Source organism: Mesorhizobium sp. M1227 (genome assembly GCF_040318315.1).
Classification (GTDB): Bacteria; Pseudomonadota; Alphaproteobacteria; order Rhizobiales; family Rhizobiaceae; genus Mesorhizobium.
Map to the genome: position 1 here is coordinate 1 of NZ_JAMYLZ010000011.1, position 24,636 is coordinate 24,636.

The 24,636-nt window shown below is 61.2% G+C and carries 23 protein-coding genes and 1 pseudogene; 8 read left to right on the plus strand and 16 right to left on the minus strand.

What is annotated here, in order from left to right:
• Positions 1-100 precede the first annotated feature (100 nt).
• Positions 101-586, minus strand: a complete 486-nt coding sequence (locus NKH28_RS15590) for a hypothetical protein (protein ID WP_352979529.1) — start codon at positions 584-586, stop codon at positions 101-103.
• Positions 568-903, minus strand: a complete 336-nt coding sequence (locus NKH28_RS15595; RefSeq protein WP_352979531.1) for a helix-turn-helix domain-containing protein — start codon at positions 901-903, stop codon at positions 568-570. The genes NKH28_RS15590 and NKH28_RS15595 overlap by 19 nt, the downstream gene beginning before the upstream one ends.
• Positions 904-1,018: 115 nt before the next feature.
• Here NKH28_RS15595 and NKH28_RS15600 point away from each other — a divergent pair, with 115 nt between their 5' ends.
• Positions 1,019-1,879 carry an SMP-30/gluconolactonase/LRE family protein gene (locus NKH28_RS15600; RefSeq protein WP_352451849.1) on the plus strand — a complete coding sequence of 287 codons (861 nt, stop codon included), beginning with the start codon at positions 1,019-1,021 and terminating at the stop codon, positions 1,877-1,879.
• Between the two features lie 36 nt (positions 1,880-1,915).
• Here NKH28_RS15600 and NKH28_RS15605 read toward each other — a convergent pair.
• The 3 genes and pseudogenes from NKH28_RS15605 to NKH28_RS15615 form a co-directional block, all read right to left on the minus strand.
• Positions 1,916-2,140 (minus strand): annotated as a pseudogene (locus NKH28_RS15605) (sodium-independent anion transporter); the annotation flags it as partial.
• Positions 2,141-2,399: 259 nt separating this feature from the next.
• Positions 2,400-3,101, minus strand: coding sequence for a phosphatase PAP2 family protein (locus NKH28_RS15610; RefSeq protein WP_352451848.1), 702 nt, complete (start codon positions 3,099-3,101; stop codon positions 2,400-2,402).
• Positions 3,102-3,115: 14 nt separating this feature from the next.
• Positions 3,116-3,454 (minus strand): hypothetical protein, encoded by a 339-nt coding sequence (locus tag NKH28_RS15615; RefSeq protein ID WP_023679017.1) that lies wholly within the window; start codon positions 3,452-3,454, stop codon positions 3,116-3,118.
• A gap of 200 nt (positions 3,455-3,654) precedes the next feature.
• Between NKH28_RS15615 and NKH28_RS15620 the strand changes: the two genes are divergently transcribed.
• On the plus strand, positions 3,655-5,646 hold the full coding sequence (locus NKH28_RS15620; protein ID WP_352979533.1) for a PhoX family protein: 1,992 nt from the start codon (positions 3,655-3,657) through the stop codon (positions 5,644-5,646).
• 100 nt (positions 5,647-5,746) lie between these two features.
• Here the strand turns inward: NKH28_RS15620 and NKH28_RS15625 are convergent, their stop codons facing one another.
• From NKH28_RS15625 to NKH28_RS15640, 4 genes are all read right to left on the minus strand, one after another.
• A complete protein-coding gene (locus NKH28_RS15625; RefSeq protein WP_352771412.1) occupies positions 5,747-6,427 on the minus strand; it encodes a GNAT family N-acetyltransferase in 681 nt (226 codons plus the stop codon).
• Positions 6,424-6,915 (minus strand): MarR family winged helix-turn-helix transcriptional regulator, encoded by a 492-nt coding sequence (locus tag NKH28_RS15630; RefSeq protein ID WP_352979535.1) that lies wholly within the window; start codon positions 6,913-6,915, stop codon positions 6,424-6,426. The genes NKH28_RS15625 and NKH28_RS15630 overlap by 4 nt, the downstream gene beginning before the upstream one ends.
• A gap of 154 nt (positions 6,916-7,069) precedes the next feature.
• Positions 7,070-7,831, minus strand: coding sequence for an ABC transporter permease (locus NKH28_RS15635; protein WP_352472853.1), 762 nt, complete (start codon positions 7,829-7,831; stop codon positions 7,070-7,072).
• 14 nt (positions 7,832-7,845) lie between these two features.
• Positions 7,846-8,772, minus strand: coding sequence for an ABC transporter ATP-binding protein (locus NKH28_RS15640; protein WP_352903331.1), 927 nt, complete (start codon positions 8,770-8,772; stop codon positions 7,846-7,848).
• Between the two features lie 262 nt (positions 8,773-9,034).
• Here NKH28_RS15640 and NKH28_RS15645 point away from each other — a divergent pair, with 262 nt between their 5' ends.
• The 3 genes from NKH28_RS15645 (at position 9,035) to NKH28_RS15655 (ending at position 14,046) form a co-directional block, all read left to right on the plus strand.
• Positions 9,035-10,408: a cytochrome ubiquinol oxidase subunit I gene (locus NKH28_RS15645; protein WP_352770230.1), complete on the plus strand. Its 1,374-nt coding sequence runs from the start codon at positions 9,035-9,037 to the stop codon at positions 10,406-10,408.
• The gene (locus tag NKH28_RS15650; RefSeq protein ID WP_352539814.1) at positions 10,405-11,409 is read left to right on the plus strand and encodes a cytochrome d ubiquinol oxidase subunit II; all 1,005 of its coding nucleotides are present in this window, start codon (positions 10,405-10,407) and stop codon (positions 11,407-11,409) included. The genes NKH28_RS15645 and NKH28_RS15650 overlap by 4 nt, the downstream gene beginning before the upstream one ends.
• Before the next feature lie 102 nt (positions 11,410-11,511).
• Positions 11,512-14,046, plus strand: a complete 2,535-nt coding sequence (locus NKH28_RS15655) for a mechanosensitive ion channel family protein (protein WP_352979537.1) — start codon at positions 11,512-11,514, stop codon at positions 14,044-14,046.
• A gap of 199 nt (positions 14,047-14,245) precedes the next feature.
• Here the strand turns inward: NKH28_RS15655 and msrA are convergent, their stop codons facing one another.
• The 4 genes from msrA to NKH28_RS15675 all read right to left on the minus strand — a co-directional run bounded on the left by msrA (position 14,246) and on the right by NKH28_RS15675 (position 17,432).
• Positions 14,246-14,974, minus strand: a complete 729-nt coding sequence (msrA, locus tag NKH28_RS15660; RefSeq protein ID WP_352539816.1) for a peptide-methionine (S)-S-oxide reductase MsrA — start codon at positions 14,972-14,974, stop codon at positions 14,246-14,248.
• A gap of 77 nt (positions 14,975-15,051) precedes the next feature.
• A complete protein-coding gene (locus NKH28_RS15665; RefSeq protein WP_352472837.1) occupies positions 15,052-15,366 on the minus strand; it encodes a hypothetical protein in 315 nt (104 codons plus the stop codon).
• Positions 15,367-15,444: 78 nt separating this feature from the next.
• Complete coding sequence (locus NKH28_RS15670; RefSeq protein ID WP_502898622.1) at positions 15,445-16,161, minus strand: DUF1223 domain-containing protein; 717 nt, start codon at positions 16,159-16,161, stop codon at positions 15,445-15,447.
• 185 nt (positions 16,162-16,346) lie between these two features.
• Positions 16,347-17,432, minus strand: a complete 1,086-nt coding sequence (locus NKH28_RS15675; protein WP_352979539.1) for a TadE/TadG family type IV pilus assembly protein — start codon at positions 17,430-17,432, stop codon at positions 16,347-16,349.
• 159 nt (positions 17,433-17,591) lie between these two features.
• Between NKH28_RS15675 and lepA the strand changes: the two genes are divergently transcribed.
• Positions 17,592-19,397, plus strand: a complete 1,806-nt coding sequence (gene lepA, locus NKH28_RS15680) for a translation elongation factor 4 (RefSeq protein WP_352539818.1) — start codon at positions 17,592-17,594, stop codon at positions 19,395-19,397.
• A 130-nt stretch (positions 19,398-19,527) separates the two neighbouring features.
• Here lepA and NKH28_RS15685 read toward each other — a convergent pair whose 3' ends face one another.
• Genes NKH28_RS15685 through NKH28_RS15695 form a run of 3 tightly spaced genes read right to left on the minus strand, consistent with a single transcriptional unit; the run spans position 19,528 to position 22,711 of the window.
• The gene (locus NKH28_RS15685) at positions 19,528-20,598 is read right to left on the minus strand and encodes a serine/threonine-protein kinase (protein WP_352979541.1); all 1,071 of its coding nucleotides are present in this window, start codon (positions 20,596-20,598) and stop codon (positions 19,528-19,530) included.
• Positions 20,595-21,647, minus strand: a complete 1,053-nt coding sequence (locus NKH28_RS15690) for a serine/threonine-protein kinase (RefSeq protein ID WP_352979543.1) — start codon at positions 21,645-21,647, stop codon at positions 20,595-20,597. The genes NKH28_RS15685 and NKH28_RS15690 overlap by 4 nt, the downstream gene beginning before the upstream one ends.
• On the minus strand, positions 21,647-22,711 hold the full coding sequence (locus tag NKH28_RS15695; protein ID WP_352979545.1) for a PP2C family protein-serine/threonine phosphatase: 1,065 nt from the start codon (positions 22,709-22,711) through the stop codon (positions 21,647-21,649). Before NKH28_RS15695 ends, NKH28_RS15690 begins: the two co-directional genes overlap by 1 nt.
• 417 nt (positions 22,712-23,128) lie before the next feature.
• Here NKH28_RS15695 and NKH28_RS15700 point away from each other — a divergent pair, with 417 nt between their 5' ends.
• Both NKH28_RS15700 and NKH28_RS15705 read left to right on the plus strand, forming a co-directional pair.
• The gene (locus NKH28_RS15700) at positions 23,129-23,641 is read left to right on the plus strand and encodes a hypothetical protein (protein WP_352979546.1); all 513 of its coding nucleotides are present in this window, start codon (positions 23,129-23,131) and stop codon (positions 23,639-23,641) included.
• A 274-nt stretch (positions 23,642-23,915) separates the two neighbouring features.
• The gene (locus NKH28_RS15705; protein ID WP_352979547.1) at positions 23,916-24,290 is read left to right on the plus strand and encodes a hypothetical protein; all 375 of its coding nucleotides are present in this window, start codon (positions 23,916-23,918) and stop codon (positions 24,288-24,290) included.
• Positions 24,291-24,636: the final 346 nt, after the last annotated feature.

A 24,636-nucleotide genomic window follows, 5' to 3' on the forward strand; every position in this document is an offset into this window, starting at 1 on the left:
TTGGCGCCACATCGGCCACCTCGTTGAAACGATCGAGGCAACCGAATGCAACAACTACTTCGCAAACGCCGGCTACGCTTCCATCAAAACGTGAAAGGCTCTAGGCCGGCAGACGTCGTCCGTTTGCGGCAGCCGCAACTCGATCGTCGGTCCGTGCGCCTGCGTCGCGCGGATGCGGCCCGATCGGCATGATCACCGGGAACGGCGTTGCGCCGAACGCAAACGTCCATTTGTAGCCGACCAGTCGGTCTTCAGGCGTCGTGTGCTGGTCGTGATGAGCAAGCAATTTGGCGCGCTCCGCCAATTCCTCCGCCTCGCGCCTGACCATTTCCGCCGTTTCCGGCCGCATCCGCCTGGAGAAGCTGACGAACGTCGACTCGCGCTCAAGATGGGTGATGGCCCAGCCGATGAAATTCTTGTTGGTCGTCTCGAACAGCGGCCGCAATGGCCCCTCGAAATTCCACTGGATCGGCGCCTCGATCAGCAGCCTTGCCGACAGGCCGCGACCGAGCGCGACCAGGCCGAGTTCCTCGAGCTCGCGCAGATAGAGGAACATCGAAGCCTCGCTCAGCCCTTGTGAGCGCATGATGCCTTCGGGCGTGAATTCTCGGAAAGCATGACAAAGACGAACAGCAGTGCCGGCCGCCCGGCGAGCTTGCGCTCGATCTCCGGCGCGATCTGGTTGGCGGGTCCTGGTCCTCTGTTCATAGAGCCGAGCACGTTCTCCAACTCTACGCCGGCGGCAGTGCAGATCTCCATCAGCCGGTCGAGCTTGCAGTTGCGCTCGTGGAAGATGCGCTTCACCGTCGGCTCGGAAACACCCATCCGCTCGGCAAGGACGCGATAGGTGATGCCCTTTGCCTTAAGCGTCCGCTTCAGCGCTTCGAAGATCAGGCCGTTCATGGGATGCACCTCTTTTGCACGATTTGGTATCAGCCTTCGGTACTAGTCCTGATAGCTCTTCCCGAAAAGTATCGAAAGGCCTAGCTCTCCGCCAGTCCATTACAGGAGACTAGCCATGAAGAGCCTCTTCACCTCGATACTTCTCGCCCTGGTCGGCATCGCGGCCGCGCCGGCAGTTCAGGCCGCTGAACTCTGGCGCACCGGCGGCCTCGAGCAGCCTGAATCGGCGCTGTTCGACGCCGCCGGCCAGCGCGTTGTCGTCTCGAACATCGTCGGCAATCCCGGCGAAGCCGACGGCAACGGCTATCTGTCGATCCTGTCGATGGACGGCAAGCTAGTCACGCAACACTGGACCGACGGCATGGACGCGCCCAAGGGCATGGCGATTGTCGGCGGCAAACTCTACGTCGCCGACCTCACCCATGTGCGCGTCGTCGATCTCGCAAGCGGCAAGCTAACATCGACGATCGACGTGCCGAACGCCGTCTTCCTCAACGACGTGACCGCCGACGCGTCCGGCAAGATCTATGTCACGGATATGCTTGCCGATACGATCTATCGCATCGACGGCGACCGGCCCGAACTGTTCGTCAGGGATGCGGCGCTTGCTTCGCCGAATGGCATCTTCGCCGATGGCGGCCGGCTGATCGTCGCTTCCTGGGGCAAGGGCATCAAGCCCGACTTCAGCACCGCGGAGCCGGGCGGCCTGCTCTCGGTCGATCTTGCTACCAAGGCCGTTTCGCCACTGCCCGGCGCGGAAAAATTTGCCAACCTCGATGGCGTCGTTGCCATCGGCGGCAGCATCTACGCCACCGCGTATATGACCGGCACGCTCTACCGCTACAAAGCCGGCGGCACGCCGCAAGCGGTTGCGACGTTCAAGCCGGGCAGCGCCGACATCGGCACCGACGGCAAGTCGACAATCTTCGTGCCGCTGATGAACGACGGCGAGATCGCGGCATTGGGCCTCGACTAAGCCAGCCATCGGCTCAGGCGGCGGGCGCGGCTTTCTTCAGCTGCGCCCGCGATCCGTGATCGAGGCGGTATAAGTCACCAGCGGCCGCTTGACGCCGTGGTTGATCAGCATGCGGCGTATCTGCGGCGAAGCGCCTGATATAATGAAGCGAACGCCGGCGCGGCTCGCCTTGTGGGCCGCACCCTCGATGACATTGGCCGCCGTTGAATCGAAGAACGGCATCGCCGAACAGTCGAGGATGAAGTTCCTGCGCTGGCGCGGTCGGCGACGTCTTCCTGCACCAAGGATTGATGGTCTGCCTCCAAACATGCAGCACTCTTTGCCAGCCGATGCACTGTGATGCTACAAACCTCGGCATCGTTTGGCGGGACATCCACTGCGATCCCGATTTCACAGGCACGACTTCAAAAGGATGAGCGGGTGAAGATATTCAAAGCGTTGGCAACCTCGACAGCCTTGCTGTCGATGGTTTTCCTGCTGGCAGGCTGCGGTCATGGCCTGATCAACAGGCTGATTTGAGTCAGGTGCCGTCGGCCCGCCCAAGCCATCGCTGCAGGAACCGTGCCGCAAGCCAGCACAGCATCGCCCAGGCAAAGCCGGCGCACCAGCCGGCCAATACGTCGGACGGCCAGTGGACGCCGAGATAGATGCGGCTGATGCCGACCACCACTGTCGTCAGCACCGCCAGCCCGAGTACATAGATCTTCGTTGTGCGCCCGGGCAAAACCCGCGCCGCCATGCTGCCCAGCGTCAAATACGTCACCGCCGACAGCATGGCGTGGCCGCTCGGAAACGAAAGCGATGCCACATCGGCGAGATGCGAGACCAGATCGGGGCGCGGCCGGTCGATATCGAATTTCAGCACGCTTGACAGGAGCTGGCCGCCCGCTACCGCAACGAACATGAGAAGCGCCGCGCCTGGCCTGCGGATAAGAAGCAGATAGACGATCATTGCTGCCGTGATCAGCAGCAGTACGCTGGCGCTGCCGAGGCTGGTGATGTCGCGCATCGCCCCTTCCAGCCACGCCGGTCCGATCGGATTGTCGGGCTGGCCGGCCTTGCGGAAGGCAAGCAGGATTTCGGTGTCGAAGGCATGCGGCGTGGTCGCCCGCGCCAGCTCCATCAGCTCCTCGAACCCCCACAGCCCGCCGGCAATGACCAGCCCGGCCAGCAGAACCGGGAACTCCAGCCAGTTGGGCAGTCTGCTTGCAATCTTCTTCATCGGCCCGATCGCAGTTACAGCCTTTGCAGATAGGGCCCGAGCGTGATCAGCGCCACAGCTGCGATGGCAAGCACGATGCCGGTTGCCTGCAAGGCATTGACGCGCTCGCCGAAGAAGACCAGCGCCACCACATTCACCGACACCAGCTGGATCACCGCCGACAGGCTGAACGACACCGACATGCCGAATTCACGGATCAGCCTCAGCATGATCAGATTGCCCAGCGAATAGAGCGCCAACGTCAGCACAATCTTGCCGAGGCTCGGCGCCAGCCCCCACTGTTTTGCGGCCATCGCCGCCAGCAGGAAGATCACCGTCGAAACGCAGAGCTGCCCAAGTCCCCAGAAACTCACTTTTGTTCCTCCCGATGCGGTCCCTACCGCCTGCCGCAGCTCTTGTTTCCGAAGCGCCGGTCGCGGTCAAGCGGGGCCGATGTTGGATACGAAATCGCAGGTGGCAATTAGCCGGCATGTCATCAAACTGTGACCTGCCGGTAATACCGGATTGGCCAGGCAACACGCTCCAGCAATCCATCCAGCCAGAGGCAGGCCCTATGACCGAACATCGCACCCCTGACGCCCATTTCCGCACCAGCCTGCTCGAGGAAAACGATGGGCCAGGAGCCAATCCCACCGACAACCGCACCATGGGTGAGATCATCGCCGCGCGGTTCTCACGCCGCGGCTTCCTCAAGGGTTCGCTTGCCGTCTCGGCCATAGCCGCTACCGTCAGCCCGCTGGCGCTGATCACCGCCGACAATGCCCGCGCCGCCGAAGGCTCCGCCTTCGCTTTCGACGAGCTCGAGGCCGGCATCGACGACAAGCATCACGTCGCACCTGGCTATGACGCCGACGTGCTGCTGCGCTGGGGCGATCCGCTGTTCGCCGATTCGCCGGGATTCGATCCGACAAAACAGTCGGCGGAAGCCCAGGCCAGACAATTCGGCTACAACAACGACTATGTCGGTTATATCCCGATCGACGGCTCGGCCGAGCACGGCCTGCTGGTCGTCAATCACGAATACACCAATCCGCACCTGATGTTTCCGGGCCTCGTCACCATCGTCGATGGCAAAGCCAAGCAGGCGCCCCTCAGCAAGGAGCAAGTCGATGTCGAGATGGCCGCGCATGGCGGCACTATCGTCGAGATACGCAAGGTATCAGGCAAATGGCAGGTCGTTCGCGACGGCAAGCTCAACCGCCGCATCACCTCCAACACCGAGATCGCGCTCTCCGGCCCGGTCGCCGGCCACGACCGCGTCAAGACCAGCGCCGATCCGACCGGCACGAAGGTCATCGGCACCATCAACAATTGCGCCGGCGGCGTCACGCCGTGGGGCACCTATGTCATGGCCGAGGAGAACATCCACGGCTATTTCTCGGGCGAGCTGCCGCAGGGGCATAAGGAGGCGGCCAATTACAAGCGCCTCGGCATTCCCGAAGATGCCTATGAGTGGGCAGCGCATTACGACCGTTTCGACATCGGCAAGGAGCCTAACGAGCCGAACCGCTTCGGCTGGATCGTCGAGGTCGACGTCCAGGATCCGACTTCGGTGCCGAGGAAGCGCACCGCCATGGGCCGCTTCAAGCATGAGGGCGCCGAATCGATCGTCGCCCAGGATGGCCATGTCGTCTTCTATCTCGGCGACGACGAGCGCTTCGACTATGTCTATAAGTTCGTCACCACAGGCAAGTTCGATCCGGACAACCGCGCCGCCAACATGGATTTGCTCGACGACGGCACCTTGCATGTCGCCAAGTTTGCCGACGACGGTTCGGTCGAATGGCTGCCGATCGTCTTCGGCCAAGGGCCGCTGACGGCGGAGAACGGCTTTGCCAGCCAGGCCGACGTGCTGATCGAGACGCGCCGCGCCGCCGACCTGCTCGGCGCCACCAAGATGGACCGCCCGGAAGACATCCAGCCCAATGCCGTCAACGGCAAGGTCTATGTCATGCTGACCAACAATTCGAAGCGCAAGGCCGACCAGGTCGACGCTGCCAACCCGCGTGCCGAAAATGCCTTTGGCCACATCATCGAGATCGTCGAGGACGGCGGTGATTTCACCGCGACAAAGGGCAGGTGGGAAATCCTGCTGAAATGCGGCGATCCCGCTGTGGCCGACGTCGGCGCCACCTTCTCGACCGCAACCACCGCCAATGGCTGGTTCGGCATGCCGGACAATTGCACGGTAGATTCGGCTGGCCGCCTCTGGGTCGCCACCGACGGCCAAGGCCCGAAAGCCACCGGCCGCACCGACGGTCTGTGGGCTGTCGATACGGAGGGGACGGCACGGGCGACATCAAAGCTGTTCTTCCGCGTGCCGATCGGCGCCGAAATGTGCGGTCCCCTGTTTGCGCCGGACGACCAGACCGCCTTCGTTGCGGTCCAGCATCCGGGCGACGGCGGCGAGGACTGGGAGGCTTTCGGCCGTCCGTCCTACTATGAGGATTTGTCGACGCGCTGGCCCGACTTCAAGCCGGACATGCCGGTGCGCCCGGCGGTCGTTGCCATCACCAGGCAAGGCGGCGGCAAGATCGCGGTCTGACACGCAGCAGGTCTTGCAGTCTCAAGGAAGGATTTCGGCGGTACGAAATCCTTCCTTCCGATACGGGATGCATCCATGCTGCGCATCATGCGCCGACTAATCATTCGCTGCGCTGAACCACGGCCACATTCATTGTGCTTCGCAACCTGAAGCCGATGGACTCGTATAACGCTATGGCCGCGGCGTTGCTGGCATAGGCGTGGAGATAGGGAACTTCGCCGCGCGCCACTATCCGGTTTGCCACGAATAGGGACAGCAGCTTTCCTAGACCACCGCCGCGAAATTCCGGATGTGAGCACACCCCGCTGAGTTCAGTATAGCCAGGTTGCTTCATGCGCTCGCCGGCCATTGCCGCAAGCCTGCCCTCGATCTTCACACCCCAAAAATCGCCCAGGCTCAAGGCTTCGAGCGTGAATGGGCCAGGCTTGGTGAGCAATGCCAGGGCGAGCATCTCAGCAGCATCGTCTCGGGTCAGACGATGCACGCGCGGGTCGGAGACGATCTGCAATGACTGCTCGGCGATCATCTGAACCCCGGCTGCGGTCGAAGTCGCGGAAAGCCCCGTGGGCAGAGCAATCGCGTCCGCTTGAAGCAGGATCACACTCTCGCCCGGGGAGACAAGCTTTTCGAGCGCCAGCAGGCTTTCCGGGTCGTCCGCGCCAGTGGCGGCGAAAGGGACGATCGACGGCCGATATCGCATGGCGAGGTTGTCACCCTCCGCGAAGGCCCGATGTCGCGTCTGAAGCGCGCTCCAGATAGGGCGGTCGAGCAGATGTCTCATTGCGCGGCACCCTCAGGCTTATTTACACGACGGTCGAGAGGGGCAGCGGCGAGGCTGTCCTCGATGGCAGCCAGCTGCTCAAGAAGCGGCCCCGAAAAACCCGCGCACAAATCCGCGACCACGTTCTCGATGCAAGGCCAGACGTCGCGCTTTGCGACATCGACCAGCCGCCGCCCGTCCCGAGTAAGCGAGACGATCCTGCGCCGCTGGTCATCGGTCGACGGACTGACTTCGAGCAGTCCCAATTCGGCCAGAAGCGAGACGCTTCGCGTTACGCCTGGCTGCGCGATGCCAAGGGATTGCGCCAGTTCCCCGACCGACAGCGGACCCAGCCTGTCGAGCGCGGCCAGCAGCGGGTATTGGCTCGCCTGAACCGGGACATCCAGCCGGTCGAGCAGGCGCTGCGCCTCCGCTTGCAGTTGCTCGCCTATACGCTTCAGCCTGCTGCCCAGGCACAGAAAGCCAAGCGATCGTATGACGTCTTCCATAGGCCAACTCATCCCCATGAATATCGATAACATGATATATAACAATGCATGAAAAGCAACATCGAGGCATTCAAGCGCCGGGTTCCAGGCCTATCGCCTTCGGCAAGGAAAGGTCGATCGATCAGGCTCCTTCGCCTGGACGAGGCCCGTTCGATCAGTTGCGCAGCCGGTAGCCGGTCCTGAAGATCCAGGCGACGATCGTTATGCAGATGAGCAGGAAGACCACCGTCATGCCGAGGCTGACGCCGACCGAAACGTCGGACTTGCCGTAGAAGCTCCAGCGGAACCCACTGACCAGGTAGACCACCGGGTTGAACAGCGTCACCGTGCGCCAGATGCCGGGCAGCATGTTGATCGAATAGAAGCTGCCGCCGAGGAAGGTCAGCGGCGTGATGATCAGCAGCGGCACCAGCTGCAGCTGCTCGAAGCTCTTCGCCCAGATGCCGATGATAAAGCCGAACAGGCTGAAGGTCACCGCCGTCAGCACCAGGAAGGCGAGCATCCAGAACGGATGCTCGATCGTCAGCGGCACGAACAGCGAGGCCGTCGCCAGGATGATCAGGCCAAGCACGATCGACTTTGTCGCCGCGCCCCCGACATAGGCGATGACGATCTCCAGATAGGACACCGGCGCGGACAGCAATTCGTAGATCGAGCCGACGAATTTCGGAAAATAGATGGCGAAAGAGGCGTTGGAGATCGATTGCGTCAGCAGCGACAGCATGATCAGCCCCGGTACGATGAAGGCGCCGTAGCTGATGCCGTCAATCTCGGTGATGCGCGAACCGATGGCCGAACCGAAGACGACGAAATAGAGCGACGTCGAAATGACCGGCGAAACGATGCTCTGCAGCACAGTGCGAAGGGCGCGCGCCATCTCCACCCGATAGATCGCCCATACCGCATGAAGATTCATGGCCGCGCGCGGGTTCATGCCGGTTTCCTCACCAGATTGACGAAGATCTCCTCGAGCGAGCTGTTTTCGGTATCGATGTCGCGGAACTGGATGCCGGCCGCCTCGAGCTCGCGGATCAGCGAGGCGACGCCCGGCCGTTCGCTCTGGTTGTCATAAGTATAGGTCAGCTGTCCGCCATCCGGCGAAAGCTCCAGCGCGTAGTGCGAAAAAGCATCGGGAACGGTGGCCAGGGGACTGCGCAGTTCCAGCACAAGCCGTTTGCGGCCAAGCTTGCGCATCAGCTCGGCCTTGTCCTCCACCAGTACGATCTCGCCGCGGTTGATGACGCCGACGCGGTCGGCCATCGCCTCGGCTTCTTCGATGTAATGCGTGGTCAGGATGATGGTGACGCCGTCTTCGCGCAGCCGGCGCACCATCGCCCACATGTCCTGGCGCAGCTCGACATCGACGCCTGCCGTCGGTTCGTCGAGGAACAGGATGCGCGGCTCGTGCGACAGCGCCTTGGCAATCATCAGCCGGCGCTTCATGCCGCCGGACAGCGTGATCGCCTTGGCGTCCTTCTTGTCCCAGAGCGACAGGTCGCGCAGCACCTTTTCGACGAACGCCCTGTCGGCCGGCTTGCCGAACAGGCCGCGGCTGTAGTTAACCGTCGCCCACACGCTCTCGAAGGCGTCGATGGTCAGTTCCTGCGGCACCAGCCCGATCAGACTGCGCGCGGCGCGGTAGTCGCGGTTGATGTCATGGCCGTCGACGGTGACGGAACCCGACGAGCGGTTGACGATGCCGCAGACGATCGAGATCAGCGTTGTCTTGCCGGCGCCATTCGGCCCGAGCAGCGCAAAGATCTCGCCGCGCACGATGTCGAGATTGATCTCCTTCAGCGCCTTGAAGCCGGTGGCGTAGGTCTTGGAGACCCCGGAAATCGAGATGATCGGCTGCATGGCTGAAAACGACTGCTTGAAACAGAGTTGTTGGTTTAATCCGCTGAATGTCGGTCCGCAAATCCGGATGTCAATGGCGCTCCCGACAGTTCTGGACATCGAGGTTCGCCGGAATAGGCAACACCTGCCCGGTCGTCCAGCCAAATTCCACGCAAAAGCAGATTAACCGCACTGCGGCGTTCCGCCTCGCGGCGGGACGCCGCTTTGACCGTCCGGTGCATCAAGCCTATCCTTCAACAAACAAGCAGCAGCCGGAGCCGCCATGGACCCGCTCATTCTGTCGCGCATACAGTTCGGCGCGAACATCTCGTTCCACATCCTGTTCCCGGCGATCACCATCGCGCTCGGCTGGGTGCTGCTGTTCTTCAAGCTCCGCTACAACGCGACAAACGATTCCGCCTGGATGCGCGCGTATTTCACCTGGGTTAAGGTATTCGCGCTGTCCTTCGCCATGGGCGTGGTTTCCGGCGTCACCATGAGTTTTCAGTTCGGCACCAACTGGCCGGGCTATATGGAGACGGTCGGCAACATTGCCGGCCCGCTGCTGGCCTACGAAATCCTGACCGCCTTCTTCCTCGAGGCGGCGTTCCTCGGCATCATGCTGTTCGGCTTCCGCCGCGTCTCGAACCGCGTCCATACGCTGGCGACGGTGCTGGTGGCCGGCGGCACCACCTTGTCCGCCTTCTGGATCATCGCGCTCAATTCGTGGATGCAGACACCGGCCGGTTTCGAGATGCGCAATGGTGTTGCGCACGCCACCGACTGGTGGGCCGTTGTCTTCAATCCGTCCATGCCCTACCGGCTCGTTCATATGCTGCTTGCTTCGGGGCTGACCGTCTCGTTCCTGATCGCCGGCCTGTCGGCGCTGCGCTATCTCTACGGCGATCGCTCGGAATCGATGTGGAAGGCCCTGCGCACCGGCGTCTTCACCGCCGCTATCCTGATTCCCATCCAGATCTTTGCCGGCGACCAGCACGGCCTCAACACGCTGGAACACCAGCCGCAGAAGATCGCCGCCATGGAAGCCAACTGGAACACCGGTCCCAACGTGCCGCTGGTGCTGTTTGCTCTTCCCGATGAAGCGGCCAAGCAGAACAGGTTCGAGCTCACCATTCCGGATGGCGCCAGCCTCATCCTCAGGCACAGCGCCGGCGGCATCGTGCCGGGTCTGAACGATTATGCCGGCAACCATCCGCCGGTATTTCCGGTGTTCTGGGGCTTTCGCATCATGGTCGGCACCGGCCTCCTGATGCTCGCCGTCTCCTGGTCGGCGGCCTTCTTCCTCAAGCGCCGCCACGGCCTGCCCAAGCCGCTGGCGCTTGTCATGGTGCCGATGGCGCTGTCCGGCTGGCTGGCGACGCTGGCCGGCTGGTACACCACCGAGATCGGCCGCCAGCCCTGGCTGGTCACCGGCGTGCTGCTTACCGCCGATGCTGTCGGGCCGGTCGCCGGCAGCCATGTCGCGCTGTCGCTCGCGGTCTATCTCATCCTCTACGTGCTGCTCTTGATCGCCTATCTCGGCGTGTTGGTGCATCTGGCATTGAAGGCGGCGAAGGATGGTGACACCTCGCCGCTACCGGGCGTCATGAACAGGCCGCTGTCGCAGCCGGTTGCGCAACCAGGAGAAACATCATGAGCGTCGACTGGCCGACCCTGCTGCCTCTGATCTTCGCCGGGCTGATGGGCCTCGCTATCCTGATCTACGTCATCCTCGACGGCTTCGATCTCGGCATCGGCATCCTGTTCGCCGCAGCCGAAGACACCGAACAGGATACGATGATCGCCGCCATCGGCCCGTTCTGGGACGCTAACGAGACCTGGCTGGTGCTGGCGGTCGGCCTGCTGCTGGTCGCCTTTCCATTGGCGCATGGCACCATTCTGACGGCGCTCTACATTCCGGTCTTCGTGCTGCTGGTCGGCTTGATCCTGCGCGGCGTCGCCTTCGATTTCCGCGCCAAGGTGCCGGCCGGCAGGAAGCACCGCTGGAACCGCATCTTTTTCCTCGGCTCGGTCGTCGCGTCGCTGGCGCAAGGTTATATGCTCGGCGTCTATGTGCTCGGCCTCGACGTCGGCCCCGGCGGCGTCGCTTTCGGCGCGCTGGTGGCGCTCTGCCTTGCCGCGGCCTACGCGGCGATGGGCGCGGCCTGGGTCATCTATAAGACCGAAGGCGATCTGCAGAAGAAGGCGGTGCTGTGGCTGCGCACGGCGCTGGTGCTGACCGCGCTCGGCATGGTCGCGGTATCGCTGGCCACGCCTTTTGCCAGCGCGCGCATCTTCGACAAATGGTTCGTCTGGCCGGCCATGCTCTATTTGTCGCCGCTGCCTATCCTGTCGGCAGTGCTGTTCCTGTGGCTGTGGCGCCAGACCTTCCATCTGCCGAAACCCGGCGACCGCCACGCGCTGCTCCCGTTCCTGACATTGGCCGCGATCTTCACGCTCGGCTTTGCCGGCCTCGCCTGGTCGTTCTACCCCTTCGTGGTGCCCGACCGGCTGACCATCTGGCAGGCTGCTTCGGCACCCGAAAGCCTGGCCGTCATCCTGGTCGGGACGGTCGTCGTGCTGCCGATCATCATCTTCTATTCGTTCTTTGCCTACCGGGTGTTCGCCGGCAAGGCGACGGATCTGACCTATGACTGACCGGCATAGCAGTCGCAGCCTGAAACAGAATATTCATCTTCAAGCGGAATAACCTTCTCTGGCCGGACCAGCAGAATCGCCGGCAAGAAGAAGGGCAACAGAATGAACCCCTTTTTTGCGGCAGGACAGGATCGGCTGCTGCTTTTGCTGATCCGGACGGTCGCGCTGATCGGCGCACTCGCGCTTTCCGGCCTGCTGCCGGCCATGCCGCAGGCGCATGCCCAGGACGCGGCCAACTGGACGGGCGTGTGGGACACGAAGTGGCGCGGCGGCGGCGCCCAGATCAAGTTCGAGCAGACCGGCACTGACGTAAAGGGCGTGTACCCGCTTTATAACGGCCGTATCGAGGCCAAGGCCGAAGGCGACAAGCTTGTCGGCCACTGGTTCGAAGGCGACCGCCAAGGCGCCTTCACCTTCGTCCAATCGCCTGACGGCGGCAGCTTCATGGGCCGCTTCGATGCCGCCACCGCCGAATGGTGGACAGGTGTGCGCGTCAGCGCCGTCGAGGACGTCCGTGTCGACCAGTCGAGCCCGATGAGCACCATGCGCTCGTTCCTGCAGACGATGAACGAGAGCGGCGCCGACAATGTGCCGCGCGCCGCCGGCGGCGGCATGGGTCTTGCCGGTCTGGCAGCGGGTCTCGTCGACGTCACCGAGGCCGACCGCGGCGGCCTCAACATGCCCGATTACACCAAGCTTCTGTTCACCGTCATCGACAACGCGACGTTCCGCCTGTGGAGCCTGCCGCATGATGCGATTTCCGGAGACGAGGTGACGGCGACGCTGCCGCAATACGGCACCAGGGTCTCCTTCGCCGTCACTTTTCGCCGCAAGAATGGCGACTGGTTCATCGTCGGGCCGCCACTTGGCCAGCTCCAGGCAAAGCTGGCCGAATTCCAGGAAGCGCGTGGCGAAGCCGTCGACATGGTCGACGATCCGAGCAGGCTCGCCTCGCCGCGCGACACGTTCAAGGTACTGTTGAGCGGCCTCACCGAAGCCGGCGACCCAGCCCAGGCGGCGCTCGACCTGCGCAACTACAGTCAGGCGGTGCGTGGCGACGAGGCGTTCCTGCTCGAGCGCTATCTCAAAAAGGTCATCGACCGCATCGGCTACGTCTATTGGCAGGAGATCCCCGACGATCCGAAGAGCAACACCCCCTTCGTCTATTTCGAGCATCCCGCCGGCAACATCGTCATCGGCCCGGTCGAGACTGAGAAGGGCAAGATCTGGCAGTTCACGCCCGAGACGCTCGCCCACATCCGCGCGCTCTACGCCGATGTCGAAGACGTGCCGGTGGCGCCGGAATTCGCCGCCTTCGCCAGCACCGACCCGTTCTTCATCGCCCGTGGCCTCGCCCGCGAGATCAGCCCCGGCCTGCTCACCCGCGCCGGCCCGATGGAGCGCTGGCAATGGTCGATGCTCGGCCTTGCCGCACTGGCCGGCATCGTCTTCGGTTTCATCGCCAATGCGCTGATTTCCTTGTTTGTGCGAAGGACGGACAGCCCTGCCTTCTTCCGCATCGTCGAATGGGCGGTGCGCTCGATCGTGCTTGGCTTCTTCCTGCTGTTGACGCTGCGCCCGCTCGGTCTGCCGCAAGTGGTCGCCGCCCCGGTCAAGGCAATCGCCTGGAGCCTGGTCGTGATTGGCGCCGTGCCGGTGGTCTGGCACCTGATCGGCAAGGTCGCCGACCATTACCGTGGACTGTGGCAGGTGCCCGGCTATCACGACACGCTGATTTCGCTGTCCACCGGCGTGGCGCGCGTCGCCGTGCTGGTCGTCGCCTTCCTGCTGCTGGCCGAAGTGCTCGCCATCCCCTACGAAGGCGTCATTGCCGGTCTCGGCATCGGCGGTTTGGCGGTGGCGCTGGCCGCGCAGCCGACGCTGCAGAACTTCCTCTCCGGCCTGACGCTCTATGCCGATCGGCCGGTCAGCGTCGGCGACTTCTGCAAGTTTGGCGACCAGTCCGGGACGATCGAGCATATCGGCATGCGCTCCACCCGCATCCGGTCGCTCGACCGCACGATCATCTCGGTGCCGAACTCGGATTTCGCCGGCATGCAGATCGAGAACTACGCGCATCGCGACCGCACCAGGTTCGCAACGACGCTGCAGCTGCGCTACGAAACGACGCCCGATCAGCTACGTTACGTCCTGGCCGAGCTGCGCAAGCTGCTGATTGCCCATCCGCGCGTCATCGATGAGCCGTGCCGCGTGCGCTTTGCCGGCTTCGGCGCCTATTCGCTCGATATCGACGTGTTCACTTATGTCAAAACCGCCGACGTGGCCGATTTTCAAGCCATACGCGAGGACATCCTGTTGTCCATGATCAACATCATGGATGATGCCGGCGCGCAGTTCGCCTTCCCTTCGTCACTGGAATACAGAGCCACCGACCGTCCGGTCGACGACGAAAAACGCATCGCCGCGGAGAAAAGGGTCAGCGCTTGGCGCGAGGCGCAAAACCTGCCTTTCCCCGACTTCAGCCAGATCGACAAATTCGCCCTCAACAACACACTTGCCTACCCGCCTGAGGGCTCGGCGCATTATCGCGAGACAGAACCCGACCCGGACTCGGCCGAGGCAAAGGCGACGCTGGAGAAGGTGCGCTGGAGCCTGCCCTGGAAAAAGGGGGAGTAGTGCGAAGCGCGGGGCCTGCTGATCTCCCCTCTTGAGGGGGAGATGTCGCTGAAAGCGACAGAGGGGGTCGCCGCGCGTGGAGTGCCAACTTCGTCTTCCTCGATATGCCGGACCGCGTCGCGCCAACCGAACCGACCCCCTCTGGCCTGCCGGCCATCTCCCCCTCAAGAGGGGAGATCAGCAGGCCCCCCGCAAAAGCTCAGCTCTTGTTGGCGGCCAGCACCAGCACCGGCTTTTCGCTGTAGAGGTTGGGGAACAGCCGCTTCAGGTTCTCGACCTTGGGCAGATCATTGTAGACGATATAGGGATAGGTCGGGTTGAGCGTCAGAAAGTCCTGGTGATAGTCCTCGGCCGGATAGAAGGTCTTGCCGGTCTCCAGCGTCGTCACGATCGGCTTGGGAAACACCTTGGCCTTGTCGAGCTGGGCGATGTAGCTTTCGGCGATCTTTTTCTGTGCGTCGTTTTCGGCAAAGATCGTCGAACGGTACTGGGTGCCGCTGTCCGGGCCCTGGTAGTTCAGTTGCGTCGGGTTGTGCGCGACCGAGAAATATACCTGCAGCAGCTGGCCGTAGGTCACCTTGGACGGCTCGTAGGTGATCTCGACGGATTCGGCATGGCCCGTCCGGCTGGTGCCGACCATTTCATAAACGGCCGTGTCCTGGTCGCCGCCGGCATAGCCGGAAACGGCGCTGGTGACGCCCTTGATGTGCTGGAACACGCCTTGCACACCCCAGAAGCAGCCGCCGGCGAAGACCGCCTTTTCGGTGCCGGCGGTGGCCTTCTCGTCCATTGCCGGCGGCGGGATCACCACCGCGTCTTCGGCCGAGACTGCCGGCGTCTGCCAGAATACGGCCGCGGCGGCCGTGAGGATGAGCGCGGCAAGTGCTGCTTTTGCGAAAATCGACGATCGTTTCACGGCTCCGGTCATGTCTGATCTCCCATGATGCTGGTTTGGATTATACGACGGATAGGTCCGCCGGGCTCTCACATTGCTGTGCGCATCGCCTATTTGGTCGGAGCCATGGCATCGCAGGCCTTGGTCGCTTCGGCTTTCTTCATGGCGTCCGTCTCGGCGGCGGCCTTGTTCATGCAGTCGGCCTTCATCGGATCGCCCGCCCTCATCGCGGTCGTGGCCATCGCGTCAGCGGCCATGGCGCCGGCCGGCTTCATGGCATCCGTTGCCGGCTTCATGGCGTTTGTCGCCATCGCCGGCTTCATCGCATCTTCGGCCCGCGCCGCGCCTCCTGCGAACAGCGCCGTCGAGCAAAGTGCGAAGGCGAGTGCCGCCAGGGTCGGGCGATTGGTCAAACGATTGGTCATGATGATCTCCTAGGGTTCTGGCAGGGTTGATCGCATGCGGCGGCGCCGCTGCGCGTTGTGAAAATTTCGGCAGGGTTTCTAGTTCGTAGCGGCAGCAAGGATCGGCCCGCCGCCCGGCACCTGCACCAGCACCGCTGTGCTGAGGCCGCCCGTCGCCGCCGGCAGCGGCAGTGCGGTGGCGTCGCCGGTCCAACTGCCCAGCCTGGTCAGCGAATGCACGACGTTGGCGTGCGGCAGCGTGCGGCCGGTGTTTTCGCCGCGCGCCACCGGCACGTCGACGATGCCCTTGCCGTAACGCACCAGCCAGACGTCGGCCTTGCCGCCGGGCACCGGACCGGCGCCGATGCTGACCTTTCCGCCGGCGAGCGACAGCGAAGGTCCGTCACCGTGGCCGCCGCTCGAAATCAGCTGCTCGATCTCGCCCGGCCTGGCGCCGACGGCATCGGCCCTGCCATTGACCACCACTTGCGGCGTGAACGGGCCGGAACGGCCGAGCGACGGTTCATAGCGGACCTGGCGCTGCGTGAATTCTTCTTTGCCGAATGTGTCCTTCCAGCCGAGATAGTCCCAGTAGGTGACGTTGAAGGACAGCGCCAGCACGCCGGGCCGGTCCTTGACCTTGATCAGATTGGCGTTGGCCGGCGGACAGGACGAGCAGCCCTGGCTGGTGAACAGCTCGACGACGGTCAGCGTCTCGCCGGCGGCCGCGCTGGTTGCCGACAGCACAGTCGCGGAAAACAGTGCCGCGGCGAGCCCCATCAGGGCTGTGCTGCGTTTCGCTGTCGATCCGGGCATCGCATTTCTCCTGCGCAGACATCGTGTCATGTCCACACTTCGCCGCCGACGCACGCTTCGTTACAGCATCACCGCTTCGTGATTGAGGAGAAGTCCGAGTTCCTAGAGCATTAGCGAGGGCCGAGGCAATGTCCGATCTCCCCCCTTGAGGACCCACAAGGGGGAGGTAGGCACTCAAGTCGCCCCTATTGTGTGAGCACGGTTTCCGAAGGCCGCTTGTTGAACGCGCACTTGCCGGTCACAAAATAGGAAAAATCGGCATCATCTATGGTGTTGTTGGTAAGTGATCCGCCATCTTCCCATGCTTGACTGCTGGTGATGCCGCACGGCACGGCCTCAAAGATGTCGACAGTCGTATTGGCCAGCGTCTTGACCTTGTCGATGAACAATCGGTCGGACGTGGCCGGATCGTCCGATCGCAGGGTTTCTTTCGTGCCCGAGGCCAGATAGCCGCCGCCAAGACCAGGATTGGGATTCGGAATCTTCATCTCCAGAGACAGGTTATCCATGTCCTTCACGTCGATCACCGCACCGGCGCCGGTCGCGGGATACATCGTGTTGACGCAGGTGGTTGCGTATTTCCTGGTACCGCTGATCTGAGTGATTGTGCCGGTGGGCAAGCCATAGAAGCTGGTCACCGTGACGGTCGTGCATACTTGTTTCTGGACCAGCGTCTCCGTCGTTCCGTTGATCGTGTAAACAGAGGACGTCCCGTAGCCTTTGGGATCGCCAAACCTGTTGTACGCGTAGGAGATCCTCATTAGCTTGTTGGCCACCGTGTCCCCGAATTTGGTGCCGTAGAGCGTCACCGTCTTGTCCCACCAGCCAGAGATCTTGTCGACCTTGAACGTGGCCTCCACCAATGCCGGCCGCTTTGTCACTGCCGACGCAACGCCGACCTGCACCGTGTTGATCCTGGCGATCTGCATGAAATTCGTCGGCATGGCAAAGCCGGCCGAAGCCTTGATGCTGGCGGCGCCGTCGGTGGCGACGACGAAGCTGTCGAGCTTGGCCGTGCCTTGCCCGCCATTGGCCAGATATGAGTCCTGCAGGCTTACCTGGCGGTCCGCCAACGTCGTGGTCGTCGCAAGCGTCGTGATCGACAGCGACGCTGCATCGAGGGCGTTCTGCATCGATGCCCTGGTTGAAACCGCGGAGGTATAGTCGGTGGAAAAACCCAATGCGGCAACCATCGGGATAAGCAAGATGGCGAGCAATGGCGCGAACGAGCCGCTCACCGATCTGAGAAGTTTGCGTGCTGACAGCGGCATTCCGATCCCCCCGAAACGGCGATAGACCGGTGGGTTATCACGCCGGGCGCAAACTATGCTCTAATCTCATGGATCAAAGTTTAACGACTTTGCCGCCCCGCCGCCGCACCCGCGTCCCGCCGCTTGCCGATGTACCGTGCCCCTGCTAAAGCGCGCCGCATGACCACGCCGATCAAGAACATCCGCAACTTCTCCATCGTTGCCCATATCGACCATGGCAAATCCACGCTTGCCGACCGGCTGATCCAGTCGACCGGCGGGCTGGAGCTGCGCGACATGAAGGAGCAGGTGCTGGACTCGATGGACATCGAGCGCGAGCGCGGCATCACCATCAAGGCGCAGACGGTGCGGCTGAAATACCGCGCCAACAATGGACAGGACTATGTCCTCAACCTGATCGACACGCCCGGCCATGTCGACTTCGCCTATGAAGTGTCGCGCTCGCTCGCCGCCTGCGAAGGTTCGCTGCTGGTCGTCGACGCCTCGCAAGGCGTCGAGGCGCAGACGCTGGCCAATGTCTACCAGGCGATCGACAACAACCACGAAATCGTCGTGGTGCTGAACAAGGTCGACCTGCCCGCCGCCGAGCCCGAGCGCATCCGCGAACAGGTCGAGGAGGTGATCGGCATCGACGCCTCCAACGCCGTACTGATCTCGGCCAAGACCGGGCTCGGCATTCCCGACGTGCTGGAAGCGATCGTCAACGATCTGCCGCCGCCGCGCGAGGGCGACATCGCGGCCCCGCTGAAGGCGATGCTGGTCGACTCCTGGTACGATGCATATCTCGGCGTCATCGTGCTGGTCCGCATCATCGACGGCGTACTGAAGAAGGGCCAGACCATCCGCATGATGGGCACCGGCGCCAGGTACCTGGTCGAGCGCACCGGCGTCTTTACGCCCGCCCGCATCAATGTCGACGAGCTCGGCCCCGGCGAGTTCGGTTTCTTCACCGGCTCGATCAAAGAAGTCGCCGACACTCGCGTCGGCGACACCATCACCGAGGACAAGCGCCCGACGGCACAAGCCCTGCCCGGCTTCAAGCCGGCGCAGCCGGTGGTGTTCTGCGGCCTGTTCCCGGTCGACGCCGCCGATTTCGAGGATCTGCGCGCCGCTGTCGGCAAGCTGCGCCTCAACGACGCCTCCTTCTCCTTTGAAATGGAAACCAGCGCCGCACTCGGCTTCGGCTATCGCTGCGGCTTCCTCGGGCTGCTGCATCTCGAAATCATCCAGGAGCGGCTGGAGCGCGAGTTCAATCTCGACCTCATCGCCACCGCACCTAGCGTCGTCTACCGCCTGCTGTTGAACGACGGCTCTGTCAAGGAACTGCACAACCCGGCCGACATGCCCGACGTGGTCAAGATTGCGGCCATCGAGGAGCCATGGATCCGCGCCACCATCCTCACCCCCGACGACTATCTCGGCGGTATCCTGAAGCTCTGCCAGGACCGGCGCGGCATCCAGGCCGATCTCTCCTATGTCGGCAAACGCGCCATGCTGATCTACGATCTGCCGCTCAACGAGGTGGTCTTCGACTTCTATGACCGGCTGAAGTCGATCTCCAAGGGCTACGCCTCCTTCGACTATCATTTGACCGACTACAAGGAAGGCGACCTGGTGAAAATGTCGATCCTGGTCAATGAGGAGCCGGTCGACGCGCTGTCGATGCTGGTCCACCGCACGGCGGCGGAAAAGCGCGGCCGCCAGATGTGCGAGAAGCTGAAGGAGCTGATCCCGCATCATCTGTTCAAGATCCCGATCCAGGCGGCGATCGGCGGCAAGGTCATCGCCCGCGAGACGATCTCGGCGCTGCGCAAGGACGTCACCGCCAAATGCTACGGCGGCGACGTCTCACGCAAGCGCAAGCTGCTCGACAAGCAGAAAGAGGGCAAGAAGCGGATGCGTCAGTTCGGCAAGGTGGACATCCCGCAGGAGGCGTTTATCCAGGCGCTGAAGATGGGCGATTGAGAAGTCCGGCCTGTGGCAAGGCCGGGTCGGAGCTGCCGAAGGCAGCGGGTCTTACCCGGGGCTGTGCGCACTCTTCCCCAAGACTACCAGCAGCCGACTAGGCCGATGAAACAACCGGTCCTAGACCTGTCTAGCCAATGACAATCACAGGATGCCCCCGGTGTCGGGGGTTTCCCGGAAACATGCAGTAACAAATATGATTGTTCTTACTCAGACCAGGCCTCTTCGGACCGTAAGCACTCTCCATACTAAAAAACACGGCACCATCAGCACCAGTAGCGAACCCGCTGTAGCCATTCTGGATGAAGTTTGTAACCTTGCCGTCAGATCGATGAACGTCAATGTAGCAAAGTTCATCGCACATCACTATTAGCTGGTCCGCAGTGGGTCTACCAGAAGGATCATATTCTAGGCACCGCTCGATAGTTGCCTTTAGCTCTGTCGCCAGAGGCTCGTACTGCGGATTTTGAACCATAAATACTGGCCAAGACTTGCGATTCTTGTTTCGAACATTCACTGCTGCCTCTAAGTAAACGCCAAAGGGATATTCCCCGGTTAAAAGGCGAAACATTAGAGCACCAAGAGACCAAATATCGGCGGCTTGTCCAGGATGATCTCCCGGCGACCGAAACATCATTTCCGGAGCCATATAAGGAAGGGCACCTCTAATCGTTCCTGACGTAGAACGAGTGAGGTCGCCATCCTTTGCGGCTTCGTTAAAAATCTCCTCCGTAAGAGTTGCTATGCCAAAATCAGTGATTTTTAGCTGGTGCAGATTCACTCCAGCTTCTGCAATAATATTACTTGGCTTCAAATCTCGATGAACTACCCCTGCGCGATGTGAAGCCGCAACCCCTTTCGAAAGGTGATGTAGAACGCGCGCGCCAAGGTGTGGATCAACAACACCGAAACGATTTAATTTTTCTTCAAGAGTTTCACCTGGAACATATTCCTCTATCAAAAACAGTCGGCCGCCTTCTTCGACGTAATCCAGGGTCTTTGCTACATTATGATGATTAACGCGAGCCGCAACGATCGCGCTCTGTGAAAATCGTCGCTCTTGCTGTCCAATTTGCGGCGTTTTGAGAGCCACGTCGGTTTCCAATAGCTGATCCGTGGCCAAATAAACGTCCTGCATCCCGCCTCGCCCTATGTGACTTTTGACAGCGTACCTTCCAGACACTACGTCACCATTTTTCATGGCATTACCTCCGGATTCGATACGTCGAAAGTTACAAACCGGCGATTTCCGCTAGCGCCAAAGGTGATAACGCAACATCCCGGCACAACATCGCCTTTATTCGCAATACTATTGTTCAAGAAAACCGACCCCGCAGAGGCGGTAACCGAAAATCTCATTCCATCGTATTCGATAATGAGCGAAGCGACGCCAGGAGCGTTTAGCGTTATTCTCCTGCTACGTTTATTTAGGTGATGATGTCTACCGTCCATAACAACCAATGCGCGATGCTCGTCCCTTAGTAGGTGACCCGCCAAGCTCTTCTGCACGGTTTCCATATCCGGGCGTCTTCTCGGATCCATACTCAGGCATCGATGGACTACCTCGACTATATCCGGTGCCACTCCCGCCATGGCATTCTCTAGTGATGTCAGCGGAACTGCTTGCGGTGGCTGCTTGCCCAATGGGTCGAGCACAGTTCCGTTCATCAAAGCCAAGGCGGTCACCCCGAACGCATAAACATCTATCGAACTGTTAAAGCTAATTGTCTCGGTTCCCCATAGTTCGGGTGCCATAAAAATCGGAGTGCCAATAATACTACGGGTCTTGGCGTCAAATCCGGCGTCCCTGGCCAGGCCAAAATCCAGTATCTTAACAACGCCCTCACCATCTAATCGTATATTATTCGGCTTAATGTCCCGGTGAATTATTCCGGCCCGATGAATATCGCGAAGGCCACAGGCGATTTGCCACAAAATCTTAACGTAATGTAGGTTCGGCTCCAACGAGCCGACTTCCAAATTGTCACCCTCAATATACTCCAGAACGATCGCTTTCTCTTTCCTTCCCCGATCCGCAAGCTCGACGATGTCATAAAGTTGAACGACATGTTTAGATCTCAGTTTGGCCAACGCCTTTTGTTCATCAACAATTCGCCGTTCATCGATACCGGACTGAAGTCGTTTGATGATCACTGGGCGTCTGAGGTGAGAATCTCGGCATTCGATGATCTCACCCATTCCGCCAGCCGTCATTTTTCCTGTTGGCTCGTATCGATTCGCGATCATCATTATTGTTCTGCCGGGTCCTCGGAGCTCTCTATTTCGATCTCAAATTGCAAATCTTCGTCAGCAGCTTTTTGTTTGCGAGGCTTTCTCGGTTTTTTTTCTGTTGATTTACCAGCTCGCGCCCCGGCCTTTGCTTTCTCCGATTCAGTCGCAGACGGGACGCGCTTTCTTTCGTCAGGATCCAAGTTGACGTTGGATTGGTTGCCCTCGGATCGCTCTGTTTCCCCTCTTACCCAAAGTGTTTGTAAGCTGCCAAAAGGGTCCCAAAGTTGAATTCCTTCTATATCTCTTGTTCCTAGTATATTAGATAATTCAACAGTGTCGACGAGGGCAGACGACGCGTTGTCAGATCCTCCACACCATCTCGCGAGTGCCGCCAGCCTTTCGGCAGCCGATTTAAGATCAGAAGCGTGAGATAGAATGTCGTTAAAGGTTTGAGTTGGGAGGAAATGTATGCCGTCCGTCGTAATCGCTATCTTCAAAGCACTGTTAGGCATTGCGTTGATGTGGGGTTGAATTCCTGGCCCCATCCCGATGAACTGCAACAGATCTCGCCCGTGTCCACCAACGGCCTCGGCCAACGAATCGTCGACAGTGAGCCGCTCCACAGAGACATCGTTTCCAAACGAATAAATCCGGCTGTCACCAATATTAACTATCACCGGCTTTAGTTTATGATCGATTAGGACGGCAGAAAGTGTCGCTCCGCCGTTACCTCCATACAGCTCAAACACGCTGTCGTTCGCGTGCAGAATAGCTGTAGCGACACGTTGTTCTAGGCTCTGAAATCTATATAAAGTCAAAGCATAGAAGAAACTTGACATCGCAATGGTTGCACATTTGCCCCCATCTCGCATGCCGCCCATTCCATCGGCGACGGCTACTGCGGTCAGAGGCCGCCCTGCGGACGAGCGCGAGCTAATTTTCATCGCCGCCACACGATCTTGGTTCTCGGATCGATGTAGTCCAATATCTGTCGCTAACACAGCGGGCAGATCAAAGCAGAGATTTACAGCCCGATCTGGTACCCTGCGCGACAACCAGCTTTCTAATTTTTCTCGAAACATCTTCTTTCCGAAGCTAATTGTTTGGAGGCAAGGCCTTCTCGGGTGATCCGAGGGAAGGGAAAATGATAGGTGCGCAACTCGCGCGGCACAAGCTTACTCTGCTTCTATAGACGACCATTCCGGACATATTGACGAAACCGATCGAGGAAGCGGTATGAACGGATCAGACCTATTCTGTGTTTTTCATCGTCGCGTGAGCCGGCCGCGCCCTAGTCTAGCAGCCCACCACTCTCGACACCTCTCCCGGTTTCGCTTCACTTCGCCCGCATGTCGGCCCCGTCCAACCCCACAGCAGCGCTACCGGAAGAATCTTCCCAGCCGTCGGCCGTTCACGATATGGTTGATTTCGGCTCGCATAAGCCCACCCTTTGAGAATACTCGCTCTGAAGTGTCCTTAGGCGGCTTGGGGAGACATCAATGCGTTCCACCTTGGACACCATTGCCGCGATAGGCCTCGCCATCGGCGGCGCCTTTGGCCTCGCCGGCACCTTCGTCGAGAGCGCGCCCCTTCGCGAAACGCTCTGGACGATCGACGGCGTGGCGCTCGTGGTGGCGACCGCGCTGTTGACGATGAAATATCAGCGCCAGGGCAATGACTGCGTGGCGGCTGGATTTTTGACCTTTCTCGCCGGCGAAAGCCTGCTGCTCTCCGGCAATGCGGCGGGGCTTGAGGCCAGCGTGCCCTCCTATGTCGGCGGTATCTCGCTTTGGGCGGCGGCGCTGGTCATGGTCAGCGCGCCGAAAACTTTCGCGCTGTGGATGCGGCTCACGGCTGTCGTGGCCGCCTTGCTGTTTGTTGCGTCGGCGGGCCTGATCCTCTGGGGGGCGCCGTTGCTGCCGACCTCGGCGCCGCTGCCCGCTGCCGGATATCCCTTCCTGGTGCTCACATTCATCGGCTGGATCTGGACGCTGCTGAAGCCCAGCCGGTGAGGCCAGTCGGACCGCCCCCTCTCCGGCCGCTTCGCCTCTCCCCCACTTTGTGGGGCGAGGAACCCAGGCTTCGTGAGACTTCGGCGATTGGCGGTTTCCTCGCCCCACGAAGTGGGGGGAGAGGTGGTTTGCGAAGCAAACCGGAGAGGGGTCTTCCTTGGCAACGCTGCGCTTTCGCGATGTGCAAATGGCGCACCCCTTCCACCCATCCCGCCGCCATGCCATGTTCCCCCTCGCGGCCGGGCAGGCCGCTTCATTCCGGGGGGAAATCATCATGTCGTCCTACGCTTTCGGGCGCCGCATTGCCGCGGGGCTGTTCATTGCCGCACTGTTTGCGCCCGTCGCGCATGCCGGTGATGTCACCTTCGAGATCAAGAACAGCCATCCGAACGCCATGCGCGTCGAGCTCTACAGCCAGGACCGCGATCATGTCTGGCCGGGCAACAATCAGGATTACTATCTCAACGACGGCGAGACCAAGTCGATCCCGCTGTCCTGCAGTGACGGCGAATCGATCTGCTACGGCGCCTGGGTCGACGGCGACGAGAACACCTATTGGGGCGTCGGCCCAGGCAATACGGAAAAGTGCGACGATTGCTGCTACACCTGCAGTGGCGGCGAGACCGAGGAAATCGATCTGGTTCCGTGACGTGGCAGATCTCCCCCCTTGAGGGGGAGATGTCGCCAAAGGCGACAGAGGGGGTCGCCGCGCATAGAGCGCCAACCTGTTCTGCAGCAGCAGGCCGAGTCCGGTCGTGCCGACCCCCTCTGGCCGCTGCGCGGCCATCTCCCCCTCGAGGGGGGAGAGGGCCGTCCCGCGAGTGCAGGCCGGCAACGGAATTCAAAGCCGAAACAAAAAACCCGCCTCGGTGGGCGGGTCGTTGGAGCCAATTGGCACCATACGCAAATTAGTAGCATAGCTGCCGGCACAAAGCAAGAACAAAATGTGGTGCTGCGAGCAAAAATGCGAATTCCCTTCCCGCCGCGCCCGAGGT